The sequence below is a fragment of the Amycolatopsis sp. NPDC003865 genome, from assembly GCF_053605345.1.
Map to the genome: position 1 here is coordinate 252,901 of NZ_JBSGJA010000006.1, position 18,055 is coordinate 270,955.

The window sequence follows — 18,055 nt, forward strand, 5'->3', positions numbered from 1 at the left end:
CAGATCCTGGTCACAACCGGTTAGTGAGCGTTAGCACGCTCCTCCTACACTCAGGACGTGGCAGACCGACCCCTGATCGCCCCCAGCATCCTGTCCGCGGACTTCGCCCGGCTCGGCGAGGAGATCGCCGCCGTGGCCGGCACCGGGGAGACCCGCGCCGACTGGGTCCACGTCGACGTCATGGACGCGCACTTCGTCCCGAACCTGACCCTCGGCCTGCCCGTGGTCAAGGCGCTGCTCAAGAGCACCGACGTGCCGATCGACTGCCACCTGATGATCGACGACCCGGACCGCTGGGCGATCGGGTACGCCGAGGCCGGCGCCTACAACGTCACCGTGCACGCCGAAGCCGCGAAGGACCCGGTCGCGCTGGCCAAGAACCTGCGCGCCGCGGGCGCGAAGGCCGGCCTGTCGATCAAGCCGGGCACCGCGCTCGAGCCGTGGCTGGACGCCCTGAAGCACTACGACACGCTGCTGGTCATGTCCGTCGAGCCGGGCTTCGGCGGGCAGTCGTTCATCGCCGACGTCCTGGCGAAGGTCCGCACCGCGCGGCGGCTGGTCGACACCGGGCACCTCAAGCTGGTCGTCGAGATCGACGGCGGGATCAACACCGACACCATCGAGCAGGCCGCCGAAGCGGGCGTCGACTGCTTCGTCGCGGGTTCGGCCGTCTACGGCGCCGGTGACCCGGGCAAAGCGGTCGCCGCGCTGCGCGAGCAGGCGGCCCGCGGCCGGGCCGGCTGACCCACCCGGCGGCACCGGAGAAGCCACCGGGCCGCGGCGGGTGTTGGATGGAAGGACCGGCTCACAAGGAGGCAGCGGACGTGTTCACCGGCATAGTCGAGGAGATCGGCGAGGTCACCGCGGTCGAGCAGCTGACCAACGCGGCACGGCTGCGCGTACGCGGCCCGCTGGTCACCAGCGACGCCGGGCACGGCGACTCGATCGCGGTCAGCGGGGTGTGCCTCACGGTCGTCGAGGTCTCCGGCGGCGAGTTCACCGTCGACGTCGTGAACGAGACGCTGCAACGCTCGAGCCTGGCCAAGGTCGCGACCGGCGACCGGGTCAACCTGGAACGCGCCACCCCGGCGGGCGGGCGGCTCGGCGGCCACATCATGCAGGGCCACGTCGACGGCACCGGGACGTTCCTCGGCCGCGACGAGGACGGCGTCACGACGTTCTCGCTGCCCGCGCACCTCGCGCGGTACGTGGTCGAGAAGGGCTCGATCGCCGTCGACGGGATCTCCCTGACGGTGGCCGCGGTGACCGCCGACCAGTTCAAGGTGGCCTTGATCCCGACCACGCTCGAGGCGACCACACTGGGCGGCCGCGAGGTGGGCGACCTGGTCAACCTCGAGGTCGACGTGGTCGCGAAGTACGTGGAAAAGCTGGCCGAGGCGCATATCCGCGACCAGGTGCACAATCGGGACGGCGGCACGGAGGAGCGGTCATGAGTGAGACGAGCGCGGCAGAGCCCGAATCGGGCTGGACACCGTGCGGCACCGGAGCGGTGTTCGACGCCGACGCCATCGAGCGGGCGATCGCGGACGTCGCGGCGGGCCGCCCGGTCGTCGTGGTCGACGACGAAGACCGCGAGAACGAGGGCGACCTCATCTTCGCCGCGGAGAAGGCGACGCCGGAGCTGCTGGCGTTCATGGTCCGCTACACCTCGGGCTACGTCTGCGTGGCGCTCACCGAGGGCGAGGCCGACCGGCTGGACCTGCCGCCGATGTACCACACGAACCAGGACGCGCGCGGGACCGCCTACAGCGTCACGGTCGACGCCGCCGAGGGCATCAGCACCGGCATCTCCGCCGCCGACCGCGCGCACACCATCCGGCTGCTGGCCGACCCCGCGTCCACGGCGAAGGACTTCCGCCGCCCCGGGCACGTCGTGCCGCTGCGGGCCAAGGAGGGCGGCGTGCTGCGGCGCCCCGGGCACACCGAGGCGTCGGTCGACCTGGCCCGGATGGCCGGGCTCGCGCCGGCCGGTGTGCTGTGCGAGATCGTGTCGCAGAAGGACGAAGGCGACATGGCGCGCCGCGACGAGCTCGAGGTGTTCGCCGCCGACCACGACCTGGCGATCATCACCATCGCCGACCTGATCGCCTACCGCCGTCGCACCGAGAAGCAGGTCGAGCGCGTCGCCGAGGCCCGGATCCCCCTGGCGGCGGGCACGTTCCGCGCGGTCGGCTACGACTCGCTGCTGGACGGCATCGAGCACGTGGCGTTCGTCTACGGCGAGATCGGCGACGGCCAGGACATCCTGGTCCGCGTCCACTCCGAGTGCCTGACCGGCGACGTCTTCGGTTCGCTGCGCTGCGACTGCGGCCCGCAGCTGGAGGCCGCGCTGGAAGCGGTGGCCGCCGAGGGCCGCGGTGTCGTGCTCTACATCCGCGGTCACGAGGGCCGCGGCATCGGCCTGCTGCACAAGCTGCAGGCCTACCAGCTGCAGGACGACGGTGCCGACACCGTCGACGCGAACCTGGCGCTCGGCGTCCCGGCCGACGCCCGCGACTACGGCACCGGCGCGCAGATCCTGTGCGACCTCGGCGTCCGCACCATGCGGCTGCTGTCGAACAACCCGGCCAAGCGGATCGGCCTGGAGGGCTACGGCCTGCGCGTCACCGGGCGCGTGCCGCTGCCGATCTCGCCGAACCCGGAGAACCTGCGCTACCTGCGGACCAAGCGCGACCGGATGGGCCACGACCTGGCCCAGCTGGAGCACTACGACCAGGTCGGCGCCGGCACCGAGCACGCGGACGGGGGAGCACTGTGAGCGGCGAAGGCCGTCCCGACGTTTCGCTGGACCTGACCGGCTGCAAGTCGCTGAAGCTCGGCATCGTGGCGACGAAGTGGAACTCGGACATCACCGACGTCCTGCTGGAGCGGGCGCTGGTGGCGGCGAAGGAAGCGGAGCTGGAGGAGGAGCCGACGGTCGTCCACGTCGCGGGCGCGATCGAACTCCCGGTGGTGGCCCAGGCACTGGCCCGCAACCACGACGCGGTGGTGGCGCTGGGCGTGGTCATCCGCGGCGGCACCCCGCACTTCGAGTACGTGTGCGACGCGGTGACGGCGGGCCTGACCCGGGTGGCGCTGGACGAGAGCACCCCGGTCGGCAACGGCGTCCTGACGTGCGACACGCACGAGCAGGCGGTCGACCGGTCGGGCCGCCCCGGCGCCAAGGAGGACAAGGGCTACGAGGCGACGGTGGCGGCCCTGGACACCGCGCACGTGCTGAAGAGCCTGCGCCAGCCGTGGACCGAGCGGGGTTTCGTGTGACGCTCCTGGTGATCCGCCCCCGGCGCGCGCTGATCATGTGCAGCGTGCTGGCGGTGGCACTGCTCGCGGTGTTCGTGGTGGTGGCGGTGCTGCTGCGCAACGGCAACACGGGCGTCCACTTCCAGCGGTCCGACCAGGCGGCGATGATCGGCATCGGCATCCTGCTGGCGGCCGGCGTGATGCTGTTCGCGATCGCCCGGGTGCGCGCGGACGACGAGGGCATCGAGGTCCGCAACGTGCTGGTGACCCGGCGGTTCGCGTGGAGCGAGGTGCTGTCGGTGAGCTTCCCGGACGGCGCTTCGTGGGCGCGGCTGGAACTGCCGGACGACGAGTACCACGCGGTGATGGCCATCCAGGCGGTGGACCGGGGCCGGGCGGTGGAAGCGGTGCGGGCGTTGCGCAAGCTGCACCGCGCGGCCACCGGCGGCTAGCGACCGGCGTCAGAGGTCCAGGTCCACGACGATCGGCGCGTGGTCCGACGGCCCCTTCCCCTTCCGCATGTTCCGGTCCACATAGGAATCCGTGACCGCGGAGGTGAAAGCCTCGTTCCCGTACACCAGGTCGATCCGCATTCCCTTGTTGTTCGGGAAGTTCCCGGCCCGGTAGTCCCAGTACGTGAACGGGTGGTCGTACTTCAACGGCCGCGGGAACACGTCCGACAGCCCGAGATCCCGCAGCCGGGCCAGGGCGTCGCGCTCCGGCTTCGTCACGTGCGTCGACTCCGCGAACACCGCGATGTCCCACACGTCCTCGTCCGCCGGGGCCACGTTGAAATCCCCCAGCACCGCGAACGGCCCGGACGAAAGCTCCGAAGCCACCAGTGAACGCAGCGACGAAAGCCACTCCAGCTTGTACCCGTAGTGCGGGTTGTCCGGCTCGCGCCCGTTCGGCACGTACACCGACCACACCCGCACCCCGCCGCACGTGGCGCCGATCGCCCGCGCCTCCGCGGCGCCTTCGAACGACGGCTCGTCCGGCAGCCCGCGCACCACGTCGGACACCCCCACGCGCGACACGATCCCGACGCCGTTCCAGCGGCCGAGCCCGTACGCCGCCACCTCGTAGCCCAGTGCCTCGACCTCGGCCAGCGGGAACTTCTCCGTCGTGGTCTTCAGCTCCTGCAGGCACAGCACGTCCGGCGCCGTCTCCTCCAGGAAGCCCAGCAGCCGGGGCAGGCGGGGGACGATGGAGTTCACGTTCCAGGTGGCGATCCGCATGCCCGCGAGCATCCCACACGGCACCGACAGAACCGGGGCGGCGCGAGACCGCGCCGCCCCGGTGAGTCACACGCCCGCGGTCGTCCGGATCCAGGACCGGCTCGCCGCCACGCTCGCGTAGTTGTTCGTGCCGCGCGTGTTCGACCCGCTCTGGTTCTGGACCGTCGACGCGACGCCGACCTGGACCCCGTTCGCGACCTCGGGGCCGCCCGAGTCGCCCTTCCACGCCGAGCCGTCGATGCCGACGCTCTGGATCGCGCGGCCGCCGTAGGCGTCCGTCGAGCGGCCGGTCACCTGGACGTTCGCCGTCTTCAGCGACGTCGCCGGCGGGCCGGTCGGGGTCGTGCGGCCCCAGCCGTAGATCTGGTTGGTGCTGCCGGTCGCCGGGTCCGAGCTGCCCAGCGGGATGGGCGACGCGCTCGTCGCCGACGCCAGGTGCAGCAGCGCGATGTCGCCGTTGGGGGACTCGTATTCGTGGTCGACGGCGATCTTCGTGCCCGACAGCAGCGTGTTGCTGCCGACGCGGACGTACATGCCGGAGTCGTCCTGGTCGAGGCAGTGCACCGCCGTCAGCACCCAGCGCGCGGCGATCACCGTGCCCGAGCAGTTGAAGCCCTGGTAGTCGCGCCCCGGGGTGTTCACGTACACCTGGGCGCCCCACGACACGGTGGGGGCGGTGGTCCCGCCGACGATGTTCGGCTGGACGCCGGCCGAGGCCACGGCGCCACCCGCGAGAGTCAGCGCGACGGCGGCCGCGGACGCGGCGCCGAGGATACGGAGAGAGCTCACGGTGAGGATCCTTTCGGAAGAGCCCGGAGCGGGCTGGTCGGAAAGTAACCACCGCGTCACCCGGGGGGACACCTACCGAAGTCGGAACCGGACGATCACCCTACTTCCGGCGGGGCGAACGGGGGCGTGCGAGAACTGTCGGTGCCGACCCATAGTCTTGACAACGTGGCTGACCCGACCACCTACCGACCCGCTCCGGGAAGCATCCCGGAGGCCCCTGGCGTGTACAAGTTCCGCGACGCGACCAAGCGGGTCATCTACGTCGGCAAGGCGAAAAGCCTCCGCAGCAGGCTGAACTCCTACTTCGCCGACCTCTCCGGCCTGCACCCGCGCACGCGCCAGATGGTGACGACCGCGGCGAGCGTCGAATGGACCGTCGTCACCACCGAGGTCGAGGCGCTCCAGCTCGAGTACAACTGGATCAAGGAGTTCGACCCCCGGTTCAACGTCCGCTACCGCGACGACAAGAGCTACCCGGTGCTCGCGGTGACGCTGAACGAGGAGTTCCCGCGCCTGCACGTCTACCGCGGCGCGCGCAAGAAGGGCGTCCGGTACTTCGGGCCGTACGCGCACGCGTGGGCCATCCGAGAGACGCTCGACCTGCTGCTGCGCGTCTTCCCGGCGCGCACCTGCTCGGCCGGGGTGTTCCGGCGGCACGGGCAGATCGGCCGCCCCTGCCTGCTCGGCTACATCGACAAGTGCTCGGCGCCGTGCGTCGGCCGGGTCTCGGCCGACGAACACCGCGACATCGTCGAGGACTTCTGCGACTTCCTCGCCGGCAAGACCGACGTCATGATCAAGCGCCTGGAAGCCGAGATGGCGGCCGCGTCCGAGGAGCTCGAGTTCGAGCGCGCCGCCCGGCTGCGCGACGACCTCGGCGCGCTGCGCCGCGCCATGGAGAAGCAGGCCGTGGTGCTCGGCGACGGCACGGACGCCGACGTCGTGGCGTTCGCGCACGACGAGCTCGAAGCCGCCGTCCAGGTCTTCCACGTGCGCGGCGGCCGGGTCCGCGGCCAGCGCGGCTGGGTGATCGACAAGGCCGAGGAGATGGATGTCCCGGCGCTGGTCGACCACTTCCTGACCCAGTTCTACGGCGACGAGGCCGAGCTCGACGCCCGCGACGACGTCGACGCCGGCCCGGTCGTGCCGCGCGAGGTGCTGGTGCCGGAGCTGCCGGCGGACGCCGACGCGGTCGCGGAGTGGCTCAGCGGGCTGCGCGGCTCGCGGGTGCAGCTGCGGGTGCCGCAGCGTGGCGACAAGAAGGCCCTCGCGGAGACGGTCGAGCGCAACGCGGGGGAGGCGTTCACCCAGCACAAGCTGCGCCGCGCCGGCGACCTCACGGCCCGGTCGGCGGCGCTGACCGAGCTGCAGGAGTTCCTGGCGCTGGACACCGCGCCGCTGCGCATCGAGTGCATCGACATCAGCCACATCCAGGGCAGCGACGTCGTGGCCTCGCTCGTCGTGTTCGAGGACGGGCTCGCGCGCAAGTCCGAGTACCGGCGCTTCGCGCTGCGCGAGGCGGCCGAAGAGGGCGATGTGGCGTCGATCGCCGAGGTCGTCCGGCGCCGGTTCCACCGCTACCTGAAGGAAACCGCGGAAGAGTCGAGCACGCCCGGTCTCGACCCGGAGACCGGCCGGCCGAAGAAGTTCGCCTACCCGCCGAACCTGCTGGTCGTCGACGGCGCGGGCCCGCAGGCCACCGCGGCCGCGGACGTGCTGGCCGAGCTCGGCATCACCGACATCTCCGTCATCGGGCTGGCCAAGCGGCTGGAGGAGGTGTGGCTGCCCGCCGACCCCGACCCGGTGATCCTGCCGCGCACGTCGGAGGGGCTGTACCTGCTGCAGCGGCTGCGCGACGAGGCCCACCGCTTCGCCATCACCTACCACCGCGAGAAGCGCTCCAAGCGGCTGCAGACGTCCGAATTGGACAGTGTGCCCGGGCTGGGGCAGGCTCGCCGCACCGCGCTGATCAAGCACTTCGGCTCGGTGAAGAAGCTCAAGCAGGCCAGGATCGAAGAGATCGAGGCGGTGCCCGGCTTCGGCAGGCGCACCGCGGAGGCCGTGGTCGCCGCGCTGGCCGGGGAGTCCGGTGCGGGCAACGGCACAGAAGCAGGGGAGTAGGGAAAGACAGTGAGTGCGCAAGAGGAGATCCGCGGGTCCGGCATGGAGGTCGCGGTCGTGTCCGGGCTGTCCGGGGCGGGCCGCAGCACGGCGGCCAAGTGCCTGGAGGACCTGGGCTGGTTCGTGGTCGACAACCTGCCCCCGGAGCTGATCGCGACGATGGTCGAGCTGGGCGCGCAGGCGCGCGGCGCGATCACGAAGGTGGCCGTCGTCATGGACGTGCGCTCGCGCGCGTTCACCGACGACCTCGCCTCGGTCATCAAGGACCTGGACGCGCGGGGCTACAAGCCGCGCGTGCTGTTCCTGGAAGCGACCGACGCCGTGCTGGTGCGGCGCTTCGAAGCCGTCCGGCGCGGCCACCCGATGCAGGGGGACGGCCGCCTGGCCGACGGCATCACGGCCGAGCGGACGCTGCTGGAGCCGCTGCGCGAAGAGGCCGACCTGGTGCTCGACACGTCGTCGCTGTCGGTGCACGACCTGCGCGCGAAGATCGAGGACGCGTTCGGCTCCGAGGCGAGCACCCAGACCCGGGTCACCGTGCTGTCCTTCGGCTACAAGTACGGCCTGCCGATGGACGCCGACCTGGTGATGGACGTCCGGTTCCTGCCCAACCCGTTCTGGATCCCGGAGCTGCGCGAACACACGGGCCTCGACGGCGAGGTCCGCAACTACGTCCTCTCGCAGGAGGGCGCCGAGGAGTTCCTGGACCGCTACCACCAGCTGCTGCGGCTGATCGGCGCCGGCTACAAGCGCGAGGGCAAGCGGTACCTGACGCTCGCCGTCGGCTGCACCGGCGGCAAGCACCGCAGCGTGGCGCTGTCCGTGGAGCTCGCCCAGCGTCTGTCCAAAGAGGACGGTATGGCCGTGAAGGTGGTGCACCGCGACCTTGGTCGTGAATAACGTGCGCGCGGTCGCCCTCGGGGGCGGCCACGGGCTGCACGCCACGTTGTCCGCGGTGCGGCGGGTGACCCCCGACGTCACGGCGATCGTGACCGTGGCCGACGACGGCGGATCGTCCGGCCGGCTGCGGCGCGAGCTCGGGCTGCTGCCGCCGGGCGACCTCCGGCAGGCCTTCGCCGCGTTCGCCGCCGAAGACGGCGGAACGCTGTGGGCGGAGGTGTTCCAGCACCGCTTCGGCGGCGACGGCGCGCTGGCCGGCCACGCCGTGGGAAACCTGCTGCTGGCCGGGCTGTTCGAGGTGCTCGGCGACCCGGTCGCGGCACTCGACGAGGCGTGCCGGCTGATGGGCGTCTCGGGGCGCGTGCTCCCGATGTCGCCGGAGCCCCTCGAGATCGAGGGGCAAGTCAGCGGCCTGGACAGCGAGAACCCGGCCGCGCTGCGCACGATCCGCGGGCAGGTCGCGGTGGCGACCACCCCGGGTCAGGTGCAGCGCGTGAGCCTGCGCGCACCGGGCGGCACGGGGCGGCCGCCGCTGGCGTGCGAGGAAGCCGTCGAAGCGGTGCTGAACGCCGACGTCGTCTTCCTCGGTCCGGGCTCCTGGTTCACGAGCGTTTTACCTCATCTGCTGGTGCCGGGTCTGCACGACGCGCTCGTGCAGACCGGCGCGACGAAGGTGCTCGTGCTGAACCTTGTCCCCCAGCCGGGGGAAACCGCGGGATTCTCACCGGAGCGGCACCTGGACGTACTCTTCGAGCACGCGCCCGATCTGCGGGTCGACGCGGTGATCGCGGACCGCGATTCCGTGCCCGACCCGGCGAATCTCCGGCGCGCGGCGGAACGGCTCGGCGGCCGGGCACACCTGGGGGCGGTGGCCGACCCCGCGGTGGCGGGACGGCATGATCCTGATGCGCTCGCGTTGTGCATGCGGGAGGCTCTCGGTCTCGGCAGGGAGCACGGGGGAGGAGCGAAAGGCAGGGAGGGGCAGCAATGGCGATGACCGCCGCGGTCAAGGACGAGCTGAGCCGGCTGGAGATCACGAAGATCGGGCCGCGCCGGGCGGAGGTCGCGTCACTGCTCCGCTTCGCCGGCGGGCTGCACATCGTGGCCGGCCGGGTGGTCGTGGAGGCGGAGCTGGACACGGGCTCGGTCGCGCGACGGCTGCGCAAGGAGATCCACGAGCTGTACGGCCACCATTCGGACGTCCACGTCATCACCGCCAGCGGCGGGCTGCGCAAGGGCACCCGGTACGTCGTGCGCGTGGTCAAGGACGGCGAGGGCCTGGCCCGCCAGACCGGGCTGATCGACCAGCGCGGCCGCCCGGTGCGCGGGCTGCCCGCGGCCGTGGTGTCCGGGGGCGTGGCCGACGCGGAAGCGGCGTGGCGCGGGGCGTTCCTCGCGCACGGTTCCCTGACGGAACCGGGCCGTTCGTCGTCGCTCGAGGTGACCTGCCCGGGCCCCGAGGCGGCGCTGGCGCTGGTCGGCGCGGCCCGGCGGATGGGCATCCAGGCGAAGTCCCGCGAGGTCCGCGGCGCCGACCGGGTGGTGGTCCGCGACGGCGACGCGATCGGCGCGCTGCTGACCCGCCTGGGCGCGCACACGAGCGTCCTGCAGTGGGAAGAGCGCCGGATGCGCCGCGAGGTCCGCGCGACGGCCAACCGCCTGGCGAACTTCGACGACGCGAACCTGCGCCGCTCGGCCCGCGCGGCGGTCGCGGCGGCGGCCCGGGTGGAGCGGGCCTTGGAGATCCTCGGCGACACGGCCCCGGACCACCTTCTGGCGGCGGGCAAGCTCCGGCTGTCGAACCGCCAGGCGTCCCTGGAGGAGCTGGGCCAGCTGTCGGACCCGCAGATGACGAAGGACGCGGTGGCGGGCCGCATCCGGCGGCTGCTGGCGATGGCGGACAAGCGGGCGAAGGACCTGAACATCCCGGACACGGAGTCCGCGGTCACGCCGGAGATGCTCGAAGAGGAAGACGCCTGAGGGGGAAGCCGCTGTCACGCCCGACGCGCGGGAAGAAGGCGCCGGACGAGGACCCGCGGCCACGGCCCGCCGGCCGGCCGTCGATCGACGCGGTGGACAGCGGCAGCAAGTGCGGAGGAACCACAGCTCCGGCTCGGGCAGGCCGGCGAGCAGCGTGCGCGGCCCCGGCGAGGGCTGCCCTGGAGTACTGGCTCATCGACCGCGAGCCCAGGCCGTGACGCACCGCCGGTCAGCCGGATTCGGCCGGTCGCGTTAACCGGACCGGCTACTTCGTAACACCGCGGTAGCACCCGGGTGCGGCCGCCGAAACGCGGCACGTCGAACCTCGGACAGGGATACGCCGAACGAGGGAAGGGGAAAGCATGCGTAACGCACGCCTGCAGGTGACGCCGGAGGTCGGCACCTGGCTCGCCCGGCGCAGCAGCAAGGCCGGCGACTGGACGATCGACGAGCTCGTCGCGGCCAAGCGGGGAACCACCGTCTCCGTCGTCATTCCGGCCAGGAACGAAGAGGCCACCGTCGGCGCGATCGTCACCGCCATCCGCGAGGAGCTGGGGGGCCTCCTGGTCGACGAGATCCTCGTCGTCGACAGCCACTCCACCGACGCCACCGCCGAAGTCGCCGCCGCGGCCGGGGCCCGGGTCGTCGCGCAGGACGACGTCTTCCCCGCCCTCGACGGGCTGCAGGGCAAGGGGGAGGCGCTGTGGAAGGGCGTCGCGGCGACGACCGGCGACCTCGTCGTCTTCGTCGACGGCGACCTGTATGACTTCACCACCGACTACGTCACCGGGCTGCTCGGCCCGCTGCTCACCGACCCGGCGGTCGCCTACGTCAAGGGCTTCTACCACCGCCCGCTGAACGGCGCGGCGGGCAGCGAGCCGGAAGGCGGCGGCCGCGTCACCGAGCTCGTCGCCCGGCCGCTGCTCAACATGTTCTGGCCGGAGCTCGCCGGGTTCGTGCAGCCACTGGCCGGCGAGTACGCGGGGCGGCGGGAGGTGCTGGAGAGCATCCCGTTCGTCGTCAACTACGGCGTCGAGATCGGGCACCTCATCGACCTGCTGGAACTGCGCGGCCTCGACGCGCTCGCGCAGGTCGACCTCGGCCACCGCGTCCACCGGCACCAGAGCACCCAGGCGCTGGGCCGGATGTCCGGGCAGATCATGCAGACGCTCTTCGACCGCCTGGAGCACCACGGCCGCCTGGTCACCGCGATCCCGCCGGCCACGCTGCTCGCGCAGTTCCAGCGCGGGGTCTCGGAAAACGGCGTCGAGCGCGAACTCGTGCTGACCGACGTGACGTCTCCGCAGCGCCCGCCGCTGGCCGCCCTGCCGGCGACGGTGCGCCCGGAAAACGCGGTCGATCTGCGGACCACGGCGTGACGTCCACCGCCTGACGAGCGCCGGGAAACAGCCGGGCAGGGGAAGTCCCCGCCCGGCTGTTTCGTGCTGTCCGCATCCTTCTCGCGGACCTCGACGGCCTGCAGGTGTGCCGCCGGACCGCGTGCTCGGGCTGGGGGCCCGCCGGGCCGACGACTACATCGTCAAGCCCTACGGCCTACGGAACTGCTCGCCCGGATGGAAGCGGTGTTGCGCCGGGCCTGTCCCCGGCCGGCGGCTCAACAGCCAGCCCCCTCCCCAAGATCAGCGATCTTGAGCCAAACTCAGGTACGGTGACGGAATGGTCATGCGGGTGGCGATTCCCGTGCTGCCGTGCCGAGATGTGCAGGCAGCGCGGTCGTACTTCACGGACACGCTCGGATTCGACACCATATTCACCTGGGAGACCCCACCCAGCTACGCGGCCGTGATCCGCGACACCGCCGAGTTCCACCTGTACGCCGAAAGCAGCGTCGGCCCGGCCAGGGTGACGGTTATCGTCGACGACGTCGATTCCTGCCACGACGAACTGCGCGCCCGCGGCGCCGACATCGTCGAGCCACTGGATGACCGGCCCTACGGGATGCGCGACTTCACCGTACGGACACCCGATGGGCACTTGTTGATCTTCAGCCAGCCGCTTACCGAGTCCGGGTGACCATCACCGGACCAGCCGGAAGAATGACCGGACCTCGTCGACGAACAACGCCGGCTGCTCGAACGCGGCGACGGGGCGCTGCAGCTCCTTGGGGAAGACCGAACAGCCGGTGGGTACGGTCACCGGCGCGCCGGCCGACCCGGAGATCCAACCATCGACACGCGCGTAAGCAGCCGGCGGAGCCAGCTCGGCTCGAGCCGGTGGATCGTCACCGTGCGCGGCGTCGGTTTCCGGATGGGGCACGGCTGAACCGGAAAACGGCTACGCCAAGCCGGCTGAAAGCGACCCGAGTTCCTGTTTGAACAATTCGATGAACGACGCGATGCGTTCTTCGTCACGCCGGTAGTGGGTCCATTTCCCGACGCGCGTCGCCCGCACCAGGCCCGCACGTTCCAGGACCGCCATGTAGGCGGACACGGTCGACTGCGCGAGCCCGGCCTTGGCCTGGATGTGGCTGACGCAGACGCCGACCTCGCGCGGGTCGACCACGGCGGGGTCGACGGGGAAGTGCTCTTCCGGCTCGCGAAGCCACTGCAGCACTTCGAACCGCACCGGGTTGGCGAGCGCCTTGAGGGGCTCGAGCAGAGCCGCGATGTCGCCTGTCACGGGCATGTCGTCAGTGGCCTTCCGTGCTGATCATGGCCGTATCGATGATATCCGATGCGACGTGCGCGCGCGACCTTTTCGGACTGTCGGCGCGGACGAAACCTGCGCCTTGACACTCCTTGAAATTTCCCGACAGAAGCGCGGTGAAAAGCATTCAGGTGAACGTCGAGAATCGATTTGTCGCTCGCTCCCGCCACCCCGGATCGCGGGCTTCTTCGTTCGGGTCAGCGCGCGGGCGCCCGATCGCTGCGCAGGAACAGCGCGCTGGTCAGGAGACCGAGCAGGACGATGGCGGCGTTCACCGCGATCGCCGCCTTCAGGCCGCCGAGGATGGCCGTGGCTCCGGTACCCGCCACCGCCGACGTCACCACCACGCTCATGATCGGTGTGCCCATCGTGATGCCGACCTGCTGGGTCATCGTGGCGAGGCCGGTGGCCAGGCCCTGTTCGCGGTCGGCCAGCCCCGAGGTGGCCGTCACCATGAAGCCGACGATGACGAGCATGTTGCCGACGCCGCCGGCGAAGCTGGCGATCAGCATCAGCGCCATCCACGAGCGGTCGTCGCCGAGGCCGAGCAGGGCCGCGGTGAACACCGTCTGCAGGATGCCGCCGACGATCAGCGTCCGCTTGCTGCCGGCCTTGCCGATGACCTTCGGCGCGAAGACGCCACCGGTGACTGTGCCCAGGCCGAGCACGCCGAAGGACAGACCCGCGGCGAGCGGGGAGAACCCGAGCACTTCCTGCAGGTAGAGCGTCAGCGGGAACACCAGCGAGCACTCGGTGAGGAACGCGATCAGGCCCGCGACGTTGCCCCAGGCCACCGATCGCTTGCGCAGCACGGCGAGCGGCACCAGCGGCGCGGCCACCTTGCGCTCGACGGCGTGGAACACCAGCAGCAGCACCACCCCCGCGGCCAGCGAGCCGAGGACGGTCGCCGAGCCCCAGCCCTCGTCACTCGCCTGCGTGAGGCCGAAGACGACGGCCAGCAGGCCGAGCGTCACAGTGACGGCGCCGGGCACGTCGAGCTTCGGGCGCTCGTCGGGCCGGGACTCCTTGATCACCGCCGGCGCGACGAGCAGCACGGCGAGGGCGACCGGCACGTTGACGAAGAACGCCCACCGCCACGACAGCAGGTCGGTCAGCACGCCGCCGAGGATGGCGCCGGCGGTGAAGCCGCTGGACATCAGCGCGCCGTTGAGGCCGAGCGCCTTCTGGCGCAGCGGGCCCTCCGGGAACGACACCGTCATCAGCGACAGCGCGGCCGGCGTCACGGCGGCGGTGGCCAGGCCCTGGAAGACGCGGGCGACGATCAGCATCTCCGGGTTCTGCGCCAGACCGCCCAGGATCGAGGCCGCGCCCAGGACGACCAGGCCGCCGAGGAACAGCCGGCGCCGGCCGAACAGGTCCGCGACCCGGCCGAAGAACAGCGTGAACCCCGCGGCGCACAGCGCGAACGCGGTGGCGATCCACTGCAGGTGTCCCAGCGAGAAGCCGAGGTTCCCGCCGATCACCGGCAGCGCGACGTTCAGGATGGCGAAGTCCACGGCGAGCATGAACTGCGTGGCGAGCAGCAGCACGAGCACCAGCCGCAGCCGGGGGGTGAGCCGGGCGGCCGCCTCGGTTTCGGTGGCGGACACGGGAGTCCTTTCCAGCGGGGTTCGTCGATCACCGAGAACGATCACCGGCATCCGCAACCCCAGCCAGAACCCCGTTTTCCCCCGTCCACGCGAGGGTGGTCACGACAGCACCAGGCTCACCGCTTCCGGTCCGGGCATCATGGGGTGAGTACTGGAGGTGTCCATGGCAGCCCCGTCCGAGCTCGGCGACTTCCTCAAGTCGCGCCGCGCCGCGCTGCGTCCCGAGGACGTCGGCATCACGCCGCACCCGGCCCGCCGCCGCGTCTCCGGCCTGCGCCGCGAGGAGCTGGCGACGCTCGCCAACGTCAGCGTCACCCACTACACGCGCCTCGAGCAGGGCCGCGCGAGCAACGCCTCCGACAGCACGCTGGAAGCGATCGCGCGCACCCTGCGGCTCACCGAGGACGAGACGGCCCACCTGAAGGACCTCGCGCGGCCGGCCACGACCTCCCGCCGTCCCGCGGCGCCGCGGGTGGCGCACGCGAGCGCGTCGGCCCGGCAGCTGCTGGGGGCGATGACCCACGTCCCGGCCGTGATCATGGACCGCCGCAACGACGTCCTCGCCTGGAACCAGCTGGGCCACGCGCTGCTCGCGGCCCACCTGGCACCCGGCGGCCCGGACGATCCCGCGACCCGGCCCAACCTGACGACGATGCTGTTCCTCGACGAGCGGTACCGCGCGCTGTACCGGAACCGGTCCGAGCAGGCGGAGCTGGCGGTGGCGGCGCTGCGCCTGGTCGCCGGCCGGCACCCCGACGACCGCGGCCTGGCCGAGCTGGTCGGCAGGCTCACGATGAACTCCGACGAGTTCGCGAAGCTGTGGGCCCGGCACCCGGTGCGCACGTGCACCTCGGGCGTCAAGCTGCTGCGGCACCCGGTGGTCGGCGACGTGGAGCTCAGCTTCGAGAACCTCGTCATCCCGGGCACGTCCGGCCAGCGCCTGATCGCCTACACGGCCGAGCCCGGTTCGCCGTCGGAGACCGCGCTGAAGCTCCTGGGCAGCGCGTCGGCTCCGGCTCCGGCGGTGGTGCGGGGCGCCCACCCGGGCGGGCCGAGCACGTAACCGGCGCGCTCGCGCCACGTCTTCGCCGTGCGCAGGTCGCGCAGGATCGAGCCGTACTCGTGGAAGCCGACCTTGAGCAGGTTGTACGTGCCGATGTTCTTCGTCAGCCCGTACGTCGGCCGCCTCCCCTCCGGCACGAAGCTGCCGAACAGCCGGTCCCACACGATGAGGATGCCGCCGTAGTTGGCGTCCAGGTACTCCTCGTCGCTGCCGTGGTGGACGCGGTGGTGCGAGGGGGTGTTGAAGACGTACTCGAACCAGCGCGGCAGCTTGCCGACTTTCTCGGTGTGCACGAAGAACTGGTAGACGAGGTCGATCGAGAGCCCGGTCAGGATCATCCACGGCGGGATCCCGCACAGCGCCAGCACCGACCAGAACGGCAGCTGGAAGTACGGGGTCCACTTCTGGCGCAGCGCGGTCGAGAAGTTGTAGTGCTCGCTGGAGTGGTGCACCTGGTGGCCGGCCCACAGCAGCCGCACGCGGTGGCTGGCGCGGTGGTAGCCGTAGAAGACCAGTTCCTGGCCGAGCAGCATGAGCACCCACGTCCACCAGTCGCGCGGGTCGAACTTCACCGGCGCCAGCTCGAACAGCGCGGCGAACACGACCAGCATCACCAGCCGGAACAGCGCGTTGACCCCGACCGCGACGGTGCCCATCAGCATGCTCGTGCGGGTGTCGGCCGGGCTGTAGCCGATGACGTTGTCGTCGTGCCCGAGCACGTGCACCGCGACGATTTCGATCGCTACGAACAGCACGAACACCGGAATCGCGAACAACACGGGGTCGCGCAGGTGCGCCAGGAACTCGGCCACGTCGCCTCCTAGGATCTGACCTTGCGGTAACTTACCCTTGGGTCACTTTACGCACGGTAGGCTCTCGCGCGTGACGGAGTCAAGGGCGGTCGGGACCAAGGGGATGCCTCGCGAAGAGCGCGAGGCCCAGCTCGTCGTGGCCGGCACCGAGGAGTTCGGCCGGGTGGGTTACGCGGGCGCGTCGATGGTCGAGATCGCGCGCCGGGTCGGGGTCACGAAGCCGTTGCTGTACCAGTACTTCGGCTCGAAGGACGGGCTCTACCTGGCCTGCCTGCACCGCGCGGGGGACCGGCTGACCGAAGGTGTCGCGACGACCATGGCGGCCGGCGGCGAGCCCGACCAGATGCCGCTGAAGGTGCTCTCGGCGATCTTCACGACGTTCGACCACGACCGCTACGCGTGGCGTCTCCTGCGCGACGAAACCGTCCCGGCCACCGGGGACATCGCGGCGTCGGCGGCGGACTACCGGCACCGCCTGGACGCGTTCGCGCTGCTGGGGGCGACGCAGCTGATGACCTCGCGCGGGCTGGCCGACCCGGTCGACATCGAGGCGATCGCGCAGGTCTGGACCGGCGTGGTCGACTCGCTGATCAGCTGGTGGATCGACCGCCCGGACGAGGACGCGGCGGCGATGACGGCCCGGTGCGCGCGCATCATGGCGGGCCTGTTCGGCTGGTGAACTCGGCGCGGACTTCGGCGAAGAAGGCGGCGCGGTCGTCCCCGAAGGTCACGGTCGCCGCCGAACGCACCTGACCCAGCGCCTCGTGGGGCTCGGCCTTCGCCGCGCCGAAGATCGCCGGAAAGGCCATGGCCTGCCGCGGCGCGTTGTCGTGGCGCCCGTCCGGCGCGCGATATAGCGGGCCAGCGTGCGCTGGACCTCGCCCGGGGCCGCGACGACGGCGCCGGCCAGATCGTGCTCCTGTTTCGCGAACAGCCGGAGAAACCCCGGCGGCAGCGCCAGAATCCGCTCGTCCGGCAGGCTGCCACCCATTCGCGCACGCGCTGTTCGTGGTCCGCCCTTCGCCGTGGACGTAGATCTGTCCATAGTGGACATGAACGTCGCCGTGTACCACGGTTCGCATGCCGGCCGGCACGGCGTGCGTCACCGACAAGTTCCTTTTGGCAGGTTTTGTCCGTTATTCTGCGTACGCAGAGTGGTGTTCGCCGATTGGCTGCCCGAACGGCGTAGCGAAACGGGTAGCCTTCGCGATTAATCAGGGAAGCCATCGCGTCGGAAGGTGTCCCATGCCCGAACCAGCCGCCCCCGTCCCGGCCGACCCCCGGCTCGCCGCGCGGTTCACCGAGGACCTGCTCGACGGCTGCCGGGTCCTGGCCAAGGACTACGGCTACCGGCCGGCCCAGTTCGAGCGCATGGTCCGCGAGCACGGCGGCGTCGAAGCGGCCCGGTTGCTGCTGCGCGGCGCCGGCACCGCGGGCGGGTTCACCGTCCTCTGGGAGAAGAACCAGCTCGGCCGCAGCTCGGAGGCCACGATGCTCCGCGCGGAGTACTCGGAGCTGTTCACCCCCGACGAGCTCCTGCTCGCCCGCCGCCGGCTGGAGGAACACGGCTTCGACGTCGACGCGCACCTGCGCACCCTGGCCGAGCAGGGGTGA

General features: G+C 71.3%; 20 protein-coding genes. 14 read left to right on the forward strand and 6 right to left on the reverse strand.

What is annotated here, in order from left to right:
- The first annotated feature begins 72 nt into the window (after positions 1 to 72).
- The 5 genes from rpe to ACWEVP_RS17250 all read left to right on the forward strand — a co-directional run bounded on the left by rpe (position 73) and on the right by ACWEVP_RS17250 (position 3,713).
- On the forward strand, positions 73 to 744 hold the full coding sequence (gene rpe, locus ACWEVP_RS17230) for a ribulose-phosphate 3-epimerase (protein ID WP_452063649.1): 672 nt from the start codon (positions 73 to 75) through the stop codon (positions 742 to 744).
- A gap of 80 nt (positions 745 to 824) precedes the next feature.
- Positions 825 to 1,454, forward strand: coding sequence for a riboflavin synthase (locus ACWEVP_RS17235; protein WP_452063509.1), 630 nt, complete (start codon positions 825 to 827; stop codon positions 1,452 to 1,454).
- A complete protein-coding gene (locus ACWEVP_RS17240) occupies positions 1,451 to 2,779 on the forward strand; it encodes a bifunctional 3,4-dihydroxy-2-butanone-4-phosphate synthase/GTP cyclohydrolase II (protein WP_452063510.1) in 1,329 nt (442 codons plus the stop codon). The genes ACWEVP_RS17235 and ACWEVP_RS17240 overlap by 4 nt, the downstream gene beginning before the upstream one ends.
- Positions 2,776 to 3,282 (forward strand): 6,7-dimethyl-8-ribityllumazine synthase, encoded by a 507-nt coding sequence (gene ribH, locus ACWEVP_RS17245; protein ID WP_452063511.1) that lies wholly within the window; start codon positions 2,776 to 2,778, stop codon positions 3,280 to 3,282. Before ACWEVP_RS17240 ends, ribH begins: the two co-directional genes overlap by 4 nt.
- A 35-nt stretch (positions 3,283 to 3,317) precedes the next feature.
- Positions 3,318 to 3,713 carry a PH domain-containing protein gene (locus ACWEVP_RS17250; protein WP_452063650.1) on the forward strand — a complete coding sequence of 132 codons (396 nt, stop codon included), beginning with the start codon at positions 3,318 to 3,320 and terminating at the stop codon, positions 3,711 to 3,713.
- 9 nt (positions 3,714 to 3,722) lie between these two features.
- Here the strand turns inward: ACWEVP_RS17250 and ACWEVP_RS17255 are convergent, their stop codons facing one another.
- Together ACWEVP_RS17255 and ACWEVP_RS17260 are read right to left on the reverse strand one after the other, a co-directional pair.
- Positions 3,723 to 4,499: an exodeoxyribonuclease III gene (locus ACWEVP_RS17255; protein WP_452063512.1), complete on the reverse strand. Its 777-nt coding sequence runs from the start codon at positions 4,497 to 4,499 to the stop codon at positions 3,723 to 3,725.
- Between the two features lie 66 nt (positions 4,500 to 4,565).
- A complete protein-coding gene (locus ACWEVP_RS17260; protein ID WP_452063513.1) occupies positions 4,566 to 5,288 on the reverse strand; it encodes a S1 family peptidase in 723 nt (240 codons plus the stop codon).
- A 165-nt stretch (positions 5,289 to 5,453) separates the two neighbouring features.
- Here ACWEVP_RS17260 and uvrC point away from each other — a divergent pair, with 165 nt between their 5' ends.
- The 6 genes from uvrC to ACWEVP_RS17290 all read left to right on the forward strand — a co-directional run bounded on the left by uvrC (position 5,454) and on the right by ACWEVP_RS17290 (position 12,323).
- On the forward strand, positions 5,454 to 7,409 hold the full coding sequence (gene uvrC / locus ACWEVP_RS17265) for an excinuclease ABC subunit UvrC (protein ID WP_452063514.1): 1,956 nt from the start codon (positions 5,454 to 5,456) through the stop codon (positions 7,407 to 7,409).
- Positions 7,410 to 7,451: 42 nt separating this feature from the next.
- Entirely contained in the window at positions 7,452 to 8,309 is an 858-nt protein-coding gene (gene rapZ / locus ACWEVP_RS17270) for an RNase adapter RapZ (RefSeq protein ID WP_003101350.1), read from the forward strand.
- A 1-nt stretch (position 8,310) separates the two neighbouring features.
- A complete protein-coding gene (locus tag ACWEVP_RS17275; protein ID WP_452063515.1) occupies positions 8,311 to 9,306 on the forward strand; it encodes a gluconeogenesis factor YvcK family protein in 996 nt (331 codons plus the stop codon).
- Positions 9,297 to 10,289: a DNA-binding protein WhiA gene (gene whiA / locus ACWEVP_RS17280; protein ID WP_086671216.1), complete on the forward strand. Its 993-nt coding sequence runs from the start codon at positions 9,297 to 9,299 to the stop codon at positions 10,287 to 10,289. Before ACWEVP_RS17275 ends, whiA begins: the two co-directional genes overlap by 10 nt.
- Positions 10,290 to 10,651: 362 nt before the next feature.
- Positions 10,652 to 11,668, forward strand: a complete 1,017-nt coding sequence (locus ACWEVP_RS17285; protein ID WP_452063516.1) for a glucosyl-3-phosphoglycerate synthase — start codon at positions 10,652 to 10,654, stop codon at positions 11,666 to 11,668.
- A 298-nt stretch (positions 11,669 to 11,966) separates the two neighbouring features.
- Positions 11,967 to 12,323: a bleomycin resistance protein gene (locus ACWEVP_RS17290; RefSeq protein ID WP_452063517.1), complete on the forward strand. Its 357-nt coding sequence runs from the start codon at positions 11,967 to 11,969 to the stop codon at positions 12,321 to 12,323.
- Between the two features lie 261 nt (positions 12,324 to 12,584).
- Here ACWEVP_RS17290 and ACWEVP_RS17295 read toward each other — a convergent pair whose 3' ends face one another.
- Together ACWEVP_RS17295 and ACWEVP_RS17300 are read right to left on the reverse strand one after the other, a co-directional pair.
- Positions 12,585 to 12,935 (reverse strand): ArsR/SmtB family transcription factor, encoded by a 351-nt coding sequence (locus ACWEVP_RS17295; protein WP_452063518.1) that lies wholly within the window; start codon positions 12,933 to 12,935, stop codon positions 12,585 to 12,587.
- Positions 12,936 to 13,153: 218 nt separating this feature from the next.
- A complete protein-coding gene (locus ACWEVP_RS17300; protein WP_452063519.1) occupies positions 13,154 to 14,566 on the reverse strand; it encodes an MFS transporter in 1,413 nt (470 codons plus the stop codon).
- 163 nt (positions 14,567 to 14,729) lie between these two features.
- Between ACWEVP_RS17300 and ACWEVP_RS17305 the strand changes: the two genes are divergently transcribed.
- Positions 14,730 to 15,629 (forward strand): helix-turn-helix transcriptional regulator, encoded by a 900-nt coding sequence (locus ACWEVP_RS17305; protein WP_452063520.1) that lies wholly within the window; start codon positions 14,730 to 14,732, stop codon positions 15,627 to 15,629.
- On the opposite strand, the gene ACWEVP_RS17310 is transcribed toward ACWEVP_RS17305, so the two are convergent.
- Positions 15,515 to 16,441, reverse strand: a complete 927-nt coding sequence (locus tag ACWEVP_RS17310) for a sterol desaturase family protein (RefSeq protein ID WP_452063521.1) — start codon at positions 16,439 to 16,441, stop codon at positions 15,515 to 15,517. The genes ACWEVP_RS17305 and ACWEVP_RS17310 overlap by 115 nt on opposite strands.
- A 70-nt stretch (positions 16,442 to 16,511) precedes the next feature.
- On the opposite strand from ACWEVP_RS17310, the gene ACWEVP_RS17315 reads away from it, so the two are divergent.
- Positions 16,512 to 17,120 (forward strand): TetR/AcrR family transcriptional regulator, encoded by a 609-nt coding sequence (locus ACWEVP_RS17315; protein WP_452063522.1) that lies wholly within the window; start codon positions 16,512 to 16,514, stop codon positions 17,118 to 17,120.
- Here ACWEVP_RS17315 and ACWEVP_RS17320 read toward each other — a convergent pair.
- Entirely contained in the window at positions 17,095 to 17,250 is a 156-nt protein-coding gene (locus tag ACWEVP_RS17320; RefSeq protein ID WP_452063523.1) for a hypothetical protein, read from the reverse strand. The genes ACWEVP_RS17315 and ACWEVP_RS17320 overlap by 26 nt on opposite strands.
- Before the next feature lie 436 nt (positions 17,251 to 17,686).
- Between ACWEVP_RS17320 and ACWEVP_RS17325 the strand changes: the two genes are divergently transcribed.
- A complete protein-coding gene (locus tag ACWEVP_RS17325) occupies positions 17,687 to 18,055 on the forward strand; it encodes a hypothetical protein (RefSeq protein ID WP_452063524.1) in 369 nt (122 codons plus the stop codon).

What these genes read in the sequence shown, in the direction of transcription:
- ACWEVP_RS17240 (WP_452063510.1), top strand. Translation starts at nt 1,451, where the DNA reads ATGAGTGAGACGAGCGCGGCAGAGCCCGAATCGGGCTGGACACCGTGC.
- ACWEVP_RS17250 (WP_452063650.1), top strand. Translation starts at nt 3,318, where the DNA reads ATGTGCAGCGTGCTGGCGGTGGCACTGCTCGCGGTGTTCGTGGTGGTG.
- ACWEVP_RS17255 (WP_452063512.1), bottom strand. Translation starts at nt 4,499, where the DNA reads ATGCGGATCGCCACCTGGAACGTGAACTCCATCGTCCCCCGCCTGCCC.
- rapZ (WP_003101350.1), top strand. Translation starts at nt 7,452, where the DNA reads ATGGAGGTCGCGGTCGTGTCCGGGCTGTCCGGGGCGGGCCGCAGCACG.
- whiA (WP_086671216.1), top strand. Translation starts at nt 9,297, where the DNA reads ATGGCGATGACCGCCGCGGTCAAGGACGAGCTGAGCCGGCTGGAGATC.
- ACWEVP_RS17285 (WP_452063516.1), top strand. Translation starts at nt 10,652, where the DNA reads ATGCGTAACGCACGCCTGCAGGTGACGCCGGAGGTCGGCACCTGGCTC.
- ACWEVP_RS17290 (WP_452063517.1), top strand. Translation starts at nt 11,967, where the DNA reads ATGGTCATGCGGGTGGCGATTCCCGTGCTGCCGTGCCGAGATGTGCAG.
- ACWEVP_RS17295 (WP_452063518.1), bottom strand. Translation starts at nt 12,935, where the DNA reads ATGCCCGTGACAGGCGACATCGCGGCTCTGCTCGAGCCCCTCAAGGCG.
- ACWEVP_RS17305 (WP_452063520.1), top strand. Translation starts at nt 14,730, where the DNA reads ATGGCAGCCCCGTCCGAGCTCGGCGACTTCCTCAAGTCGCGCCGCGCC.
- ACWEVP_RS17320 (WP_452063523.1), bottom strand. Translation starts at nt 17,250, where the DNA reads ATGGCCTTTCCGGCGATCTTCGGCGCGGCGAAGGCCGAGCCCCACGAG.
- ACWEVP_RS17325 (WP_452063524.1), top strand. Translation starts at nt 17,687, where the DNA reads ATGCCCGAACCAGCCGCCCCCGTCCCGGCCGACCCCCGGCTCGCCGCG.